This window comes from Niveibacterium sp. 24ML (genome assembly GCF_026586805.1).
GTDB lineage: Bacteria > Pseudomonadota > Gammaproteobacteria > Burkholderiales > Rhodocyclaceae > Niveibacterium.
In genome coordinates, this window is sequence record NZ_JAPFHA010000009.1 from 107,713 (window position 1) to 121,898 (window position 14,186).

At 62.6% G+C, this 14,186-nt stretch carries 13 protein-coding genes and 2 tRNA genes; 10 read left to right on the forward strand and 5 right to left on the reverse strand.

From position 1 onward, the window contains the following. The first annotated feature begins 160 nt into the window (after positions 1–160). The 4 genes from OPU71_RS09915 (at position 161) to OPU71_RS09930 (ending at position 2,623) form a co-directional block, all read left to right on the forward strand. Positions 161–433: an HU family DNA-binding protein gene (locus tag OPU71_RS09915; RefSeq protein WP_267727842.1), complete on the forward strand. Its 273-nt coding sequence runs from the start codon at positions 161–163 to the stop codon at positions 431–433. A gap of 46 nt (positions 434–479) precedes the next feature. Then, positions 480–555 (forward strand) — tRNA-Val (locus tag OPU71_RS09920). 27 nt (positions 556–582) lie between these two features. Continuing rightward, a tRNA-Asp gene (locus tag OPU71_RS09925) sits at positions 583–659 on the forward strand. Positions 660–721: 62 nt separating this feature from the next. After that, positions 722–2,623: a SurA N-terminal domain-containing protein gene (locus tag OPU71_RS09930; protein WP_267727801.1), complete on the forward strand. Its 1,902-nt coding sequence runs from the start codon at positions 722–724 to the stop codon at positions 2,621–2,623. A gap of 72 nt (positions 2,624–2,695) precedes the next feature. Here the strand turns inward: OPU71_RS09930 and fabI are convergent, their stop codons facing one another. Further along, positions 2,696–3,481 (reverse strand): enoyl-ACP reductase FabI, encoded by a 786-nt coding sequence (fabI, locus tag OPU71_RS09935; protein ID WP_267727802.1) that lies wholly within the window; start codon positions 3,479–3,481, stop codon positions 2,696–2,698. A 130-nt stretch (positions 3,482–3,611) separates the two neighbouring features. On the opposite strand from fabI, the gene OPU71_RS09940 reads away from it, so the two are divergent. Together OPU71_RS09940 and OPU71_RS09945 are read left to right on the forward strand one after the other, a co-directional pair. Then, positions 3,612–4,787, forward strand: coding sequence for a methyltransferase (locus OPU71_RS09940; RefSeq protein ID WP_267727803.1), 1,176 nt, complete (start codon positions 3,612–3,614; stop codon positions 4,785–4,787). 77 nt (positions 4,788–4,864) lie between these two features. Then, positions 4,865–6,214 carry a sodium-dependent transporter gene (locus tag OPU71_RS09945; RefSeq protein WP_267727804.1) on the forward strand — a complete coding sequence of 450 codons (1,350 nt, stop codon included), beginning with the start codon at positions 4,865–4,867 and terminating at the stop codon, positions 6,212–6,214. Between the two features lie 5 nt (positions 6,215–6,219). Here OPU71_RS09945 and OPU71_RS09950 read toward each other — a convergent pair whose 3' ends face one another. The 3 genes from OPU71_RS09950 to OPU71_RS09960 all read right to left on the reverse strand — a co-directional run bounded on the left by OPU71_RS09950 (position 6,220) and on the right by OPU71_RS09960 (position 9,643). After that, entirely contained in the window at positions 6,220–7,089 is an 870-nt protein-coding gene (locus tag OPU71_RS09950; protein ID WP_267727805.1) for an HDOD domain-containing protein, read from the reverse strand. Next, complete coding sequence (locus OPU71_RS09955; protein WP_267727806.1) at positions 7,086–8,387, reverse strand: putative bifunctional diguanylate cyclase/phosphodiesterase; 1,302 nt, start codon at positions 8,385–8,387, stop codon at positions 7,086–7,088. Before OPU71_RS09955 ends, OPU71_RS09950 begins: the two co-directional genes overlap by 4 nt. A gap of 125 nt (positions 8,388–8,512) precedes the next feature. Continuing rightward, positions 8,513–9,643: a GNAT family N-acetyltransferase gene (locus OPU71_RS09960; protein ID WP_267727807.1), complete on the reverse strand. Its 1,131-nt coding sequence runs from the start codon at positions 9,641–9,643 to the stop codon at positions 8,513–8,515. Between the two features lie 116 nt (positions 9,644–9,759). On the opposite strand from OPU71_RS09960, the gene OPU71_RS09965 reads away from it, so the two are divergent. Then, positions 9,760–10,272, forward strand: coding sequence for a DUF2062 domain-containing protein (locus OPU71_RS09965; RefSeq protein ID WP_267727808.1), 513 nt, complete (start codon positions 9,760–9,762; stop codon positions 10,270–10,272). Here OPU71_RS09965 and OPU71_RS09970 read toward each other — a convergent pair whose 3' ends face one another. Further along, positions 10,273–10,758 (reverse strand): Lrp/AsnC family transcriptional regulator, encoded by a 486-nt coding sequence (locus tag OPU71_RS09970; RefSeq protein ID WP_267727809.1) that lies wholly within the window; start codon positions 10,756–10,758, stop codon positions 10,273–10,275. 152 nt (positions 10,759–10,910) lie between these two features. Here OPU71_RS09970 and hppD point away from each other — a divergent pair, with 152 nt between their 5' ends. The 3 genes from hppD (at position 10,911) to OPU71_RS09985 (ending at position 14,169) form a co-directional block, all read left to right on the forward strand. Further along, a complete protein-coding gene (gene hppD, locus OPU71_RS09975; RefSeq protein WP_267727810.1) occupies positions 10,911–12,014 on the forward strand; it encodes a 4-hydroxyphenylpyruvate dioxygenase in 1,104 nt (367 codons plus the stop codon). 155 nt (positions 12,015–12,169) lie between these two features. Next, the gene (gene phhA, locus OPU71_RS09980; protein ID WP_267727811.1) at positions 12,170–13,033 is read left to right on the forward strand and encodes a phenylalanine 4-monooxygenase; all 864 of its coding nucleotides are present in this window, start codon (positions 12,170–12,172) and stop codon (positions 13,031–13,033) included. Next, positions 13,030–14,169, forward strand: coding sequence for a homogentisate 1,2-dioxygenase (locus OPU71_RS09985; protein ID WP_267727812.1), 1,140 nt, complete (start codon positions 13,030–13,032; stop codon positions 14,167–14,169). Before phhA ends, OPU71_RS09985 begins: the two co-directional genes overlap by 4 nt. Positions 14,170–14,186 lie beyond the last annotated feature (17 nt).

Below are 14,186 nucleotides of genomic sequence, written 5' to 3' on the forward strand. Positions count from 1 at the left end.
CGTCCCCGTCGGATCCGCCGCAAAGCGGCTTGACACCGCGCTTTCCGCTCGTTTATAAAGTCCTGACAGGCTTTTGGATGCGTGGGAATTGGCATTTACCCGCGCCAGCATTGGCTTGCAGGATTCCATTTCCCACTACCGAAAAAATGAGGGGGCTTTTGTGAACAAATCCGAGCTGATCGAAGTCATTGCAAAGCAGGCTGAAATTTCAAAAGCTGCGGCGGGGCGCGCGCTGGACGCAACCATTGCTGCCGTCAAACAATCGTTGAAAAAGGGTAATGACGTTACCCTTGTTGGGTTTGGTACCTTCTCGGTAGGCAAGCGCGCGGCGCGAACTGGCCGCAATCCGCGCACTGGGGCCACAATCAAGATCAAGGCGGCCAAGGTGCCAAAGTTCCGCCCTGGCAAAGCTTTGAAGGATGCGCTAAACTAATGCGCTTTACTGGCTCGCTGCTGAATCGGTTGCGGGTCGGCAAGGCGGGTGCTTAGCTCAGTTGGTAGAGCGTCGCCCTTACAAGGCGAATGTCGGCGGTTCGAGCCCGTCAGCACCCACCAGCCATGGCTGGCTGGACAATCAAGCGCGGAGTGGTAGTTCAGTCGGTTAGAATACCGGCCTGTCACGCCGGGGGTCGCGGGTTCGAGTCCCGTCCACTCCGCCAACACGAGGCGAACGGAAGTTCGCCTTTTTTGTATCCACTTTTCTTGGTCCCCCGTTCGAAGCATGTTCGACGCCGTCCGCAGTAACAAACGCATTGTCCAGGTCATTCTGGCGCTCATCGCGATTACCTTCGCGTTCTTTGGTATCGAGTCCTACCTGCAGTTTCTGGGTAAGGATGATTACGTTGCGAAGGTGGGTCGAAGCAAGATTACCGCGCAAGAGTTGGATCAAGCCTTGCGTGAAGAGCAGGACCGGCTGCGCAGTCAGCTCGGTGAGGCGTTTGATCCTTCCATCATGCAGCGGCCGGAGCTCAAGCGCTCGGTGGTGGATGGTCTGGTCAATCAGCGCTTGTTGCGCTTGCAGCTGGACTCAAGCGGCATGCGTGCAACGCCTGAATCGCTCCGGCAGATGATTGCGGGCATCCCCGCGTTTCAGGAAGAGGGCAAATTCTCGCAGAAGCGCTATGAGCAAATGCTTGCCGCTCGCGGGTACTCGCCCGATCGCTTTGAGGCCGGCCTTGCGCAGGATCTGGCGCAGCAGCAACTGATTGCTGGCGTGGGGCGTTCTGCGATTGTGCCGGCCGCGGTTGTTGACCGCTGGCTCACGTTGCAGGATGAGACGCGCGAAGTTTCCATGTGGTCATTGTCTGCGGCGACTTATCTGCCACAGGTGAAGCTGGCTGCAGATGCTGCCCAGAAGGATTACGACGCGAACAAGGCTCGCTACGAAACGCCGGAGCAGGTGAAGGTCGAGTATCTGGTGCTTTCGCAGGATGAGCTTGGCGCTCAGGTTAGCGTGTCAGACGATGAGATTCGCAAGCAGTACGATGCGGACCCCAAGCGCTACGCGGCGCCGGAGGAGCGTCGCGCACGGCATATCCTGATCGAGGCCGCCAAGGATGCCGGCGCCGACAAGCGCGCTGCGGCCAAGGCCAAGGCAGAGGCGCTGCATAAGCAAGTTGTGGCCAAGCCCGATTCCTTTGCTGTGCTGGCTAAGGCGAATTCGCAGGATCCCGGCTCGGCGGCGAATGGCGGTGATCTTGGGTTCTTCGCGCGTGGCGCGATGGTGAAACCCTTCGAGGATGCCGCCTTCGGCCTTAAGGTTGGGCAGATCAGCGCAGTTGTCGAGACCGACTATGGCTATCACATTATTCAGCTCGAAGAGGTACGCGGTGGCGGTGTGAAGTCGTTTGATCAGGTCAAGGGTGAGATCGCCGTCGAGCTCAAGCAGTCGGCTGCCGCAAAGCGCTATGCGGAAGTCGCCGACAGCTTCGGTAATACGGTTTACGAGCAACCCGATAGTCTCAAGCCTGCTGCGGAGAAGTACAAGCTTGTGCTTCGTCAAAGCGACTGGATTGCCAAAGGCGGCCGTGGGCTCCCGGCGCCCTTCAACAATGAGAAGGTGATGGCGGCCGTGTTCTCGGCTGACTCGGTCAAGAATAGCCGCAACACTGAGGCGATCGATCTTGGCAACAACTCGATGGTTTCGCTTCGCGTGCTGGAGCACAAAGCAGCGGCGATCCGTCCGTTTGCAGAGGTGCGTGCTGCGATCGAGCAGAAGCTCACGGTTGACGAGGCAATCAAGCTGGCAGCCAAGGATGGCGAGGCGCAGATCGCCAAGCTTCGCAAGGGTGAGGCTGTTGAAGCCAAGTTCGGTCAAACGGGTGAGGTGTCGCGCGCCAAGCCGGGGCCTTTGCCCTTGGATGCGCTGAAGGCCGTGTTCCGCACGCCGGTCGACAAGTTGCCTGCATTCGCTGGCATCGAAGTTCCGGGGCAGGGTTACGCGGTGTTCAAGATCTCGAAGGTGACCAAGCCTGCCTTGGCGCCGAACGACCCGCGTCGCGCTGATCTCGCGTCGCAGTACGGGCGCCTGTTGGCGGAAGAGGATTTGCGTGCCTACGTGGCCGCCCTGCGGGACCGCTATCCGGTGAAGTTGAGCAAGTCAGCGGGCGACGCCAAGGAGTAAGTCCGGCGTTTGTCAAAAAGAAACGGGCCCGATCGGGCCCGTTTTCATTTGTATTGATGCCGCTGGCTGGTGTCAGTCGGCGGTACCCAATGCGGTGGTGTTGAAGCCTGCATCCACGTACATGACTTCGCCCGTGATGCCGGAGGCCAGGTCGGAGCACATGAATGCGGCGGCGTTGCCGACTTCTTCGATCGTCACGTTACGGCGCAGCGGAGCGTGCTTCTCATTGAAACCAAGCAGCTTGCTGAAGTTGCCGATGCCGGAGGCCGCCAGCGTCTTGATCGGACCTGCCGAAATTGCGTTGACGCGCGTGCCTTCCGGGCCAAGGCAGGTTGCCATGTAGCGGACGGACGATTCAAGGCTGGCTTTGGCGAGGCCCATGATGTTGTAGTTCGGCATGGTGCGGACGGCGCCCAGATAGGACATGGTTAGCAGCGATCCGTTGCGGCCCTTCATCATCGGGCGAGCGGCCTTGGCCAGCGCCGGGAAGCTGTAGGCGCTGACTTCTTGCGAAATGCGGAATGCTTCGCGCGACAAGCCGTCGAGGAAGTCGCCCTCGAGCGCATCTCCCGGTGCGAAAGCCAGTGAATGCACGATGCCATCGAGGCCGTCCCAGCGCTTGGCGAGGGCGTCGAACAGGCCGGTGATCTGGTCGTCTTCGCTGACGTCACATGGGAAAACCATGTCCGAGCCGAATTCGGCTGCGAATTTTGAAAGCCGATCATGAAAGCGGTCGTTCTGATAGGTGAAGGCCAGTTCGGCGCCTTCACGGTGCATTGCCTTGGCGATGCCATAGGCGATGGAACGATTGCTGAGCAACCCGCAGATCAGGATGCGCTTGCCGGCGAGAAAACCCATATACAGTCTCCTTGTAGCGAACCCACGATTATATCGGAGGTCGCGCATTAACCCTTAATTCTGCCGAGGCTGCAAAAGCGTGACCCATTGCGCAACGAATCCAGAAACCAAGATCCTTTGCGGAGACGCATTGCGCGAACGGCGTGTCGCGCTGGAGGCAGCGTTGCTCGCCGGCGAGATTTTCTGGCGGGAGATGCCCTTTCGTGTATCGCGGCCGGGCTGGGTTGATCGCTATCCAGAAATCGATGCCGAGTTGATGGCGATGTCGAGCGAAGGCCTGGCTGCCTTGCTGGACAACAATCTTGCGTTGGTGACCTGGCTGACGCAGCGCGCCGGGTTATCTGCGCTCTTTGCGGGGCTGATTGCCGTGCCGCGCGTGTCGCACGCCGCGGCGGATGCCGGCGATCCACGCCAAGTCTGGGGGATTCCCGGGCGCAAACTGCAACAGATTGAGGCTTTTCTCAGCAGCGCTGGTGAACTGACGGGTGATGCGCTGGAATGGTGCGCCGGCAAAGGGCATCTGGGGCGGTTGCATCAACTGCGAACCCATGCGCCCGTCGTCTCGCTTGAAATTGATGAAACCCTGTGCAGGCAGGGGCAGGCGCTGGCGGCGCGGGCGGGTGCTACTGCGCACCGGTTCGTTTGCGGTGACGCGCTGGCGCCCGATGCGGGCTTGTTGTTGAAGGGGCGTCATGCGCTGGCGCTACACGCCTGCGGTGACCTGCATCGCCGACTCGCCGAACACGCCGCGGCAAGGGGCAGTTTGGGGGTCGATATTGCACCGTGCTGCTACTACCGCTTGAGTACGCCCGAGTATTCGCCTTTCTCTCGCGCGTCTCGCCTGCGGTTGACGCGTGACGATTTGCACCTTGCAGTGACCGAAACGGTTACGGCGCCAGCACGCGAGATACGTGGACGCGATCGTGAAACAAGCTGGAAGCTTGCCTTTGTGGCTTGGCGCGAGCGTTCGCTGGGTGAGCCCTACCGCAGCTTCAAACCGGTGCCGGAGGCCTGGATGCGGCGTGATCTGGCGGACTTCCTGGCGCGAATGTGTGAGCGGGAGGGCATTTCACCGCCACCGGAGGCAGCGGTGCCGGCCTTGGAACGTGAGGCCCTGCATCGCTTGAACGTGATGATGCGGCGATCGGCAGTGCGGCTGGCCTTTCGCCGCGTGATGGAGCTTTGGCTCGTTTGTGATCTTGCCGAGCCTTTGCTCGGGGCGGGGTTTGAAGTCGGCATCCGTGAGTTCTGCGATCGGCGCCTCACGCCGCGAAACCTGCTGCTCAGCGCACGCCGCCCATCCTAGGCTGGATCAAAGCCTGCCAAGGCGGCAGATGCTAGCCTGCGGCCTTCATTCCTCACGCCCCTGTTGTGCGAGCCCAGATGTCCTCAAATCGAGATGGTTTCAGCTCTACCTTTGGCGTTCTTGCCGCGACCCTTGGCTCGGCGGTCGGCCTTGGCAACATCTGGAAGTTCCCGTACCTGACCGGCAGCAACGGTGGCGCGGGCTTTCTGCTGGTCTATCTGCTGGCCACCTTGCTGGTGGGCCTGCCCGTGATGATTGCGGAGATCGCGATCGGGCGCGCGGCGCGCGGTGACGCGGTCAGCGCATTCGAACGCCTGCGGCCCGGGCGTGGCTGGGGCATGATTGGCGTGATGGGCTTGCTGGCCGCATTGTTGATCATGGCGTTCTATAGCGAGGTGGCCGGCTGGGTATTCGCGTATGTCGCGAAGGCGGCGGCCGGTGGTCTGCTCAGCAGTGACCCGAAGCTGCTCTCCGACGCGTTTGGTGCCCTGGTTGCGGACCCGGTCAGTGCCTTGATGTGGCAGTGGGTGGTGCTGGCGCTGGTGGGGGGCATCCTCTCGTTCGGGGTGTCGCGCGGAATTGAAGCGGTCACCAAGCGACTGATGCCCATCCTGTTCCTGCTGCTGGTGCTGATCTGTGTGCGCGGGCTGACCTTGCCAGGCGCGAGCGCCGGCCTTGCCTTCCTGTTCAGTCCCGATTTTTCGAAGATCACGCCCGCGGTCGTGCTGGTTGCGGTGGGCCTGGCCTTCTTCAAATTGTCGATCGGCATGGGAACGATGGTGACCTACGGCAGCTACTTCCGCGCCGATCAGAACATCCCGATGACCGCAACACGGGTGATGCTCGCGGACCTTACCGTCTCGATGCTCGCGGGCATTGCGATTTTCCCGGCGGTGTTCGCGTTTGGGTTCAAGCCCGAGGCGGGGCCTTCGCTGGTCTTCATCACGATTCCGGCGGTGTTCGCCGGCATGCCTGGCGGCGCATTCTTCATGGTGGCGTTTTTTGTGCTGACGGCGTTTGCGGCGCTGGGCGCGATGCTCTCGATCGTTGAGGTGCCGGTGGCCGTCATTGCCGAGCGCTTCGGTCTGAAGCGCTGGCAGGCGGCGCTGATCAGCGTGGGGGTGATTGGCGCGGTCGGGTCGTTGGCCGCCTTGTCGGGCAGCCTGACTGCGGATTGGAAGCTGTTCGGGCTCAATCCGTTTGATTTGTTCGACTTTGTCTCATCGAACCTGCTGCTACCGGCCGGGGGCATCCTGATTGCGCTGTTTGTTGGCCATTCTTGGGGGCGCGGGGCCTGGTTGCGTGAGCTCTCCAACGATGGCGCACTGGCGAATCAGGCCCTTGCGGGGGCGCTGTTCGTGCTGGTTCGCTGGGTATCGCCGGTGTTGATTGCGCTGGTGATGCTCAAGGGGCTCGGGGCTTTCTGAGCGGCTCAAGGGTCGATTTCGGCCAGCACCGGCTTGACGCGCTCGTGCAGTGAGGCGAACCCCTCCGGGCTCACCTCAAGCAGGCGTAGCGAGGCTTCGCCGAGCTTTTCCCACTCGCAGGTGACGCTCAGTCCGGTTGCGTCCTGATACAGATGCTCGGCCAGATGCACCATCGCGATCATTCGCTGCGATGCTGCGGGAAGCCCGCTGCTGCCTGACAGGACCATCACGTCGTGGTGGTGGCGGATCGCAAGGCAGGTCTCTTCCGGCATCCACCAGCTCTGGGCGAGCAGGCAGCCCACGATGGCGTGGTTGGTGGGGTGGCGCGTCTCTTCGACGTCGGTAAAGCGTTGCTCGCGGGCTTCGTTGGCCAGTTTGAGCGTGGCACCGTAGTCGCTGTATTTGCGCATCAAGACCGGGATGCCGCAGTCGCGAAAGAGCCCGAAGGTGTAGGCCTCTTCGGCACGGATGCCGTTGCGGGTGCCCAGTTCCTGTGCAAGCCACCCGGCAACGATTGCAAGCCGGGCCGAGGCGTCCCAGAAACGTTCGAGTGCCGGCACCGACACAAAGACCTTGCGCAGCACAAGGCCGGCGATAGCGCGACTGGCGACATCCAGCCCCAACATCATCAAGGCTTGCGAGACGGTGCGGGCGCGGAAGCGGAAGCCGAAGTAGGGCGAGTTGGCGGTCTTCATGAGCCCCGCCGCGAGGCTGACATCGCTGGAGATCAGCGTCGCAAGGCGGTTGAAGTCCGGCGCGTCCTTGAGCATTTCGGCGCCGATGCTGTCGAGAATGCGCGGCCGCGGCGGGATGCCGATGTCGCGGATTGCACTGTCGAGTACACCGTCGATCCCTGCTGCTTGCTCGGGGCTCATGTCGCCTTCCTTTTTTGCATCCAGGCTACCAGCGAGTCGCCATCCATCGGGCGCGCATGCAAAAAGCCCTGGATTGCGTCGACCCCGACGTCTTCCAGTGACTGGAGCTGCTCGCGCGTTTCGACGCCCTCTGCCACCACGGTCATGCCCAGCTCGCGTGCCATGTGGGTGATTGCGCGGACAATCGCCAGCGCACGCAAATCGTGCGGGAGCACCTTGACGAAGGCCCGGTCGATCTTGAGTTTGCTGGCCGGGATGTCCTTGAGCGTTGCGAGGCAAGAGTACCCGGTGCCGAAATCATCGATCGATAGTGACACGCCGGCCATTTTCGCTGCCAGCAGGTTGCTTTGCACTACCTCCGAGACGTCCATGAAGAGGGATTCGGTCAACTCGAGCTCGATCAGTTCGGGTGCTACGTCGCTGCAAAGCAGTGCGGCATGCAGGGCTTGCGAGAATTTGGGGGCGGTCAGCTGGGCGCGCGAGACGTTGATGGCGACCTTGGTGCCCATGCCAAGACCAGCAAGCCGGTGGGCGAACAGGGCGCCGTGCAGCATGCTCCATTCGCCCAGGCGCACCACAAGGCCGGTCTTTTCTGCCACCGGGATGAAGTGCGCCGGTGACACCGATTCGCCGTCGGCGGTGCAACGCATCAGGGCCTCGACGGCGTGAATGCTGCCGTCCAGCGCCAGAATGGGTTGGTAGTGCAGTGCCAGTCCGCCGGTTTCCAGGGCCAGGTGCAGCTTGTTTTCCACCGCCAGTTCTTCGCGCGCGAGCAGGGTGCCCAGGCGCCCGGTCACGCGCTCGGCACCGGAAACGACCATGCGGTCGCCACCGAGGCGTTTGGCTTCGATCATCGCCCGATCGGCCCGTTCAAGCACGCTGACGGCGTCTTCGTCGGTTTCGCGCTGGGCGATGCCGATGCTGCCGGTGGGGTAGAGGCGGATGTTGCCCACTTCAAGCGGCGATTTGATGCAGTCCAGCAGATCGGCTGCGATCTGCTCGGCAGCACTGGCATGCGGGCCTTGCGCAAGGAAGACGAACTCGTCGCCGCCCATGCGGCATGGGTGCGCGCGATTGGCGACCCGCTCCGCCATGCGGCTGGCCATGCGCGCCAGCACCGCGTCACCCCCCAGATGACCAAATGACTCATTGACCATCTTGAAACGGTCCAGATCTAGCCAGATGATGGCGAACGGCTCGCTCACGCCTGCATGCGGGCCAAGCAGTTCGCTTACCAGCGTCAGGCAGCCGGCGCGATCACGGAACCCGGTCAACGCATCAATGTGTTCGGGTGGCATAGACCTCGTTCGGACAAGGGGCGGTGCGCTAGTCGCGCCGTTATCAACGTTGTCGGCCGAGCTTGCGGCGACTTGAGCCGGGGGAAACCCGGATTGCCCTTGGCGATTGGGCGAGGGCCCGGATCTCAGCCGCCGGGCCGTGTGCGGAAGGCGCTGTGCTCGCTCAGTTCGTCCACATACGCGCTGATTCCCGCGCGTTCTCGTTGCAGATGGCGGCCGACTGCATCGTCAAGCCCGGGGTCCGCCAGCCAATGCAGCGAGGTGGTTTGCACCGGGTCCATGCCCCGCGCCAGCTTGTGCTCGCCCTGTGCGCCGCCTTCAAAGCGCTTGAGCCCGCGCGCAATGGCGTACTCGATACCCTGGTGATAGCAGGCCTCGAAGTGCAGGCAGGGCACGTATTCCACTGCGCCCCAGTAGCGGCCATACAGCGCCTGTTCGTCGCGCAGCATCAGGCTGGCAGCGATCGGGCTTGCGCCGCGCTCCGCCACCACCAGCACACAGGCCTGCGGCAGGCGTTCGCCCAGTTGCAGGAAGAAATCGAGCGTGAGGTAAGGCGTTGAGCGGTGCAGGGCGTAGGTGACTTCATAGCAGCGGACAAAGAAGGCCCAATCGGCCGCTGTGATGTCCGGCCCCTCGATCCAGCGCAGGCTTACACCGGCCTCGCTGACCTTGCGCCGTTCCTGCCGGATCTTCTTGCGCTTGTCGTGCGACATGCGGGCAAGGAAGTCGTCGAAGCACTGCTCGCCGGCGCTGTGCCAGTGAAACTGCACCGCATGGCGGCGGTGCATACCGAGCGCGTCGCCGGCGGCCAGCGTGGCCTCATCGGCAAACAGGATGTGAAGCGAGCCAAGTCCGTTGCTGCGGCTAACTTCAATTACGCCCGCAAGCAGGGCGCGGCGGTGCGCATCCTCGCGGGCAAGTGTGCGCAGCCCGGGAACCGGCGAGAACGGAATGGCCGCCAGCGCCTTCGGGTAATAGCGGATGCCGGCGCGCTCGCTTGCTTCGGCCCAAGCCCAGTCGAACACGAACTCACCGTAGGAATGCGATTTTGCGTACAGCGGCATCGCGGCGAGTAACTGGCCGTTGTCGCCGCGCAGGGTCGCGTGCATCGGTTGCCAGCCGCTGTCGCCACCAACGCAAGCCGTGCGCTCCAGTCCATCCAGAAAGGCGTGCTGGAGGAAGGGCTGGGCGCCGGCCAGCGCGTTCCATTCCTCTGGCAAAATGCGCGCAATCGCAGGCAGTATCTCGATCTGCATCAGCGCTTCCGGGCCTGGAAGTGTGTTTCCGGGAACTGCAACCTGCGATGGCTGACTAACTTCAACTGAGCGCCCCTGTTGTGAAGGCTAAAGTGAATCGTCCCGAATGGCTTCGAGTGTCCCCTTTGCGACTGGTTCGCAACCGTTGGTTGCGGCCCTTCGCACAGCGCCTGCTTGACCGGCGCCTTTGGCGGCCGACCCCCCACACCATCGGGCTTGGCGTGGCGCTCGGGATGTTTTTCGGCATTCTGATGCCTGTGGCGCAGATGCTGTTCGCCGTGGGGTCGGCGACGATGGTGCGCGCCAACGTGGTCGTGGCCGCTTTGGGTACTTTGATTACCAATCCCTTCACGGCCCCGCCCATCTACCTGGCAGCGTATCAGCTGGGTGCCAGCCTGACCGGCGGCCTGGACGCACTTGGCGTGGGGCCCGCGCCCAGGATCGAGGCCTTCAGCTTCGATGCGCTGACGCAGGCTGCCGCCTCTGCATCGTGGAGCGGCGCCGCGTGCGCGTTTGTTGTCGGCCTGCTGGTGATTGCAAGCCTGGCCGGGTTGGCCGGCTACGGCGTGGGCTGGTGCGCCTCGCGCCTGCTTGGCCATGCCCGGCAGCATTCGCGGCTGCGCGTCTGATCATTCGATCAGTTCATCCACTGGCAGTACGGTTGTTCGCTTGACTTCTTCGAGCGCAAAGCTCGATTTCACATCCAGCACGCCGGGGTGGCGCAGCAGCTTTTCCATGACGAAGCGGGAGAAGTGCTGCAGATCCGTCACCAGCACGCGCAGCAGGTAGTCCATTTCACCGGTCATTGCATAGCACTCGGTGACCTCCGGCCATTGCTGTACAACCCCCTTGAAATCATCCGTGCCCTGGCCCGCGCGTTTGTCGAGCGACACGCTCACAAACGCAAGCAGCGTGAGCCCCAGCTTGGCGGGGTTGAGGATCGCGGTGTAGTGGTTGATCACGCCGTCTTCTTCCAGCCTTTGCAGCCGGCGCAGGCAGGGGGAGGGCGAAAGCGCAACGTTCTTCGCCAGTTCAACGTTCGGAATGCGGCCGTTTTGCTGGAGCACTTCAAGGATGCGACGGTCGGTGCGGTCAAGCTTGACAGGAGTATTCATTGAAGTTGCGTTGACTCTGTTTGTATTGGTTGAATATTGCTGTTGTAGATCATTTTTCGGCAATAAAAGCAATGTAATGCTGCGCGTGCTTGACTATCCTTCTCCGTACGAGGAGTCGCCTACTGAGCGGCCCCCAACAGAGGAGACAAACTATGCCGCTGAACCTCGTTCGGCCTCGGGCAGAGCCGCGTTCGCTCTGGGATAACCCGATGGGCACAGACGGATTCGAATTCGTCGAATACACCGCCCCAGATCCGCGCCTGCTCGGCGAGCTGTTTTTGCAGCTCGGCTTCAAGGCTGTTGCGCGCCATCGTTCCAAAGACGTGACACTTTACCGCCAAGGCGAGATCAACTTCATCGTTAACGCGGAAAAAGACAGTTTTGCGCAATCCTTCGCCCGTGAACATGGCCCCAGCGCCTGCGCGATGGCATTTCGTGTCCGTGATGCCAAGGCGGCCTACGAACGTGCCCTGGCTCTTGGCGCCGAGCCCCATGCGCAACAATATGGCTTGATGGAGTTGCAGATTCCGGCGATCAAGGGCATCGGCGGCTGCCCGATCTACCTTGTCGACCGCTACGGTGGCCCCTCGATCTACGACGTGGACTTTGTTGCGCTCGATGACGAGGTGGAGCATCAGGGCTTTGGCCTCACCTACATCGACCACCTCACGCACAACGTGCAGCGCGGTCGCATGAAGGTGTGGTCCAGCTACTACGAGAAGCTGTTCAACTTCCGCGAGATCCGCTACTTCGATATCGAGGGCAAGCTCACCGGCCTGAAGAGCCAGGCGATGACCAGCCCCTGCGGCCAGATCCGCATCCCGATCAACGAATCCTCCGACGACAAGAGCCAGATCGAGGAATTCCTGCATGCCTACAACGGCGAGGGTATCCAGCACATCGCGCTGGGTACCGACGACATCATCGCCACCGTCGAAGGCATGCGCGCCAAGGGCATCAAGTTCCTCGACACGCCGGACACCTACTACGACATGGTGGATACCCGGGTGAAGGGGCATGCCGAGGATGTCGCCCGCTTGCGCGCCAATCGCATCCTGATCGACGGTGCACCGAGCGAAGGGCAGGGCTACCTGCTGCAGATCTTCACCGAAACGGTTATCGGGCCGATCTTCTTCGAGATCATCCAGCGCAAGGGCAACGAGGGATTCGGCGAGGGCAACTTCAAGGCGCTGTTCGATTCGATCGAACTCGACCAGATCCGCCGCGGCGTGCTGCTCGACCCCGCGGCGGCGTGATGGACTGAACGGCGAAAACCGCTCACCGCAAAGGCGCAGAGGGCCGCAAAGGGCCGCAAAGAACTCCGGTTTCCTGGGTGGCCCTTTGAGTTCTTTGTTTCTTCGTGGTGATGCTTTTGGGTGTTCGCCTTTCTGAAACCGGAAAGGAGCCTGCGATGCTCACTCCCGAAAACCCGCTGCGTGGCGATTATTCGCACATGGCGGCGGACTACACCGTCGCCCAGGATTGGGCGGCCTATACCGCCGAGGATCATGCGCTGTACCGGCGCCTGTTCGAACGCCAGGCAGCCCGCTTGCCGGGCTATGCCTGCGACGAGTTCATCGAGCATGTGTATGAGCTGGCCAGCGACGGCATTCCACGCTTCGAGCGTGCCAACGAACGCCTCGGCCGCGCCACCGGCTGGCAGATCGTCGGCGTGCCGGGGCTGATCCCGGACGACGTGTTCTTCAGGCATCTGGCCAACCGGCGCTTTCCGGTCACGGTTTGGCTGCGCAAGCCGGAGGAATTCGACTACATCGTCGAGCCGGACGTGTTCCACGATTTCTTCGGCCATGTGCCGCTGCTGATGAACCCGGTGTTTGCCGACTACCTGCAGGAATACGGCCGCGGTGGCGTGAAGGCGCTGTCGCTCGGCGGGCTGGGCTACCTCGCGCGGCTGTACTGGTACACGGTGGAATTCGGCCTCATCGACACCCCGCAGGGCCTGCGCACCTACGGGGCGGGCATTCTGTCGTCGGGCGGCGAGATCCTGCACTGCATCGACGCGCCGGCGCCGCACCGGGTGCGTTTCGACCTGATGCGGGTGATGCAGACCGAGTACCGCATCGACCGCTACCAGGACACCTACTTCGTGATCGACAGCTACGATCAGCTGTTCCGCGAGACGGCTCAGGATTTCGCGCCGCTCTACGCGCGGCTGCGGGGCTTGCCGACCATCGATCCATCCGTCACCGTGGCGGGCGATGCATTGGTGCAACCGGCACGCCACGACGACCTCAACCGGAGATCCGACGCATGAAACGCTGGATCAGCTACCCGAAAGCCGAGGGTGAATTCTCCCGCCAGGCGCACTGCGACCTGCCGGAAGGCACCTTCGAGCGCGAAATGGGCAAGGAAGGCTTCTTTGGCCCAGCCTGCCACTTCCACCATAAACATGCCCCGACCGGCTGGACCCACTTCGAGGGGCCGCTGCGCCCGCACGCGTTTGATCTGAACCGGCTCGAAGTGCGCGCCGCCAGCCCCTTCCAGGCCTATCCGCTGCTGGCCAACGGCGATGTGCGTATCCGCTGGTGGCTGCTCGATGCCCCGATGCCGGCCCTCGCACGCAACGCAGACGGCGATGAACTGCTCTTCATCCACGAAGGCGAAGGCGCGCTGTTCTGCGATTGGGGGCATCTGGATTACCGCGACGGTGACTACATCGTGCTGCCGCGCGGCGCCCTGTGGCGGCTCGAACCCCACACGCCGACGCGGGTGATGCTGGTTGAAGCCACGGGCAGCAGCTATCAGCTACCGGATAAGGGGCTGGTTGGCCCACATGCGATCTTCGACCCGACCGCGCTCGACACGCCAAAACTCGACGAGGCCTTTGCCGCGCAGCGCGATGGCGAGGCGGGTAGCCGCCCGTGGCAGGTGCTCGTGAAGCACCAGGGCAAGCTGACCACGATCGAGTACCCCTTCAACCCGCTCGATGCGATGGGCTGGCACGGCGATCTGGCGGCCTGCCGGGTGAACTGGCGCGACATCCGGCCGCTGATGAGCCACCGCTACCATCTGCCACCCTCGGCGCACACCACCTTCGTGGCGCGCAACTTCGTCGTCTGCACCTTCGTGCCACGGCCGATCGAATCGGACCCCGGCGCGCTGAAAGTGCCGTTCTATCACTCGAACGACGACTACGACGAGTTCATCCTCTACCACCGCGGCAGCTTCTTCTCGCGCGACAGCATCCGCCCCGGCATGACGACGCTGCACCCCTGCGGCTTCACCCACGGCCCGCATCCGAAGGCCTTCGCGGCGGGCGCCAAGGCCGAGCGCAAGGAGACGGATGAGGTCGCGGTGATGATCGACACCCGCTTCCCGCTCGATGTGAATGAGCCGGCGCGGGCGGTTGAGCTGCATGAGTACGTCGATTCCTGGAAACCCAAGGCCTGAGGGCCGCGAACAGACAG

What these genes read in the sequence shown, in the direction of transcription:
- OPU71_RS09930 (WP_267727801.1), top strand. Translation starts at nt 722, where the DNA reads ATGTTCGACGCCGTCCGCAGTAACAAACGCATTGTCCAGGTCATTCTG.
- fabI (WP_267727802.1), bottom strand. Translation starts at nt 3,481, where the DNA reads ATGGGTTTTCTCGCCGGCAAGCGCATCCTGATCTGCGGGTTGCTCAGC.
- OPU71_RS09945 (WP_267727804.1), top strand. Translation starts at nt 4,865, where the DNA reads ATGTCCTCAAATCGAGATGGTTTCAGCTCTACCTTTGGCGTTCTTGCC.
- OPU71_RS09950 (WP_267727805.1), bottom strand. Translation starts at nt 7,089, where the DNA reads ATGAGCCCCGAGCAAGCAGCAGGGATCGACGGTGTACTCGACAGTGCA.
- OPU71_RS09955 (WP_267727806.1), bottom strand. Translation starts at nt 8,387, where the DNA reads ATGCCACCCGAACACATTGATGCGTTGACCGGGTTCCGTGATCGCGCC.
- OPU71_RS09960 (WP_267727807.1), bottom strand. Translation starts at nt 9,643, where the DNA reads ATGCAGATCGAGATACTGCCTGCGATTGCGCGCATTTTGCCAGAGGAA.
- OPU71_RS09970 (WP_267727809.1), bottom strand. Translation starts at nt 10,758, where the DNA reads ATGAATACTCCTGTCAAGCTTGACCGCACCGACCGTCGCATCCTTGAA.
- hppD (WP_267727810.1), top strand. Translation starts at nt 10,911, where the DNA reads ATGCCGCTGAACCTCGTTCGGCCTCGGGCAGAGCCGCGTTCGCTCTGG.
- phhA (WP_267727811.1), top strand. Translation starts at nt 12,170, where the DNA reads ATGCTCACTCCCGAAAACCCGCTGCGTGGCGATTATTCGCACATGGCG.
- OPU71_RS09985 (WP_267727812.1), top strand. Translation starts at nt 13,030, where the DNA reads ATGAAACGCTGGATCAGCTACCCGAAAGCCGAGGGTGAATTCTCCCGC.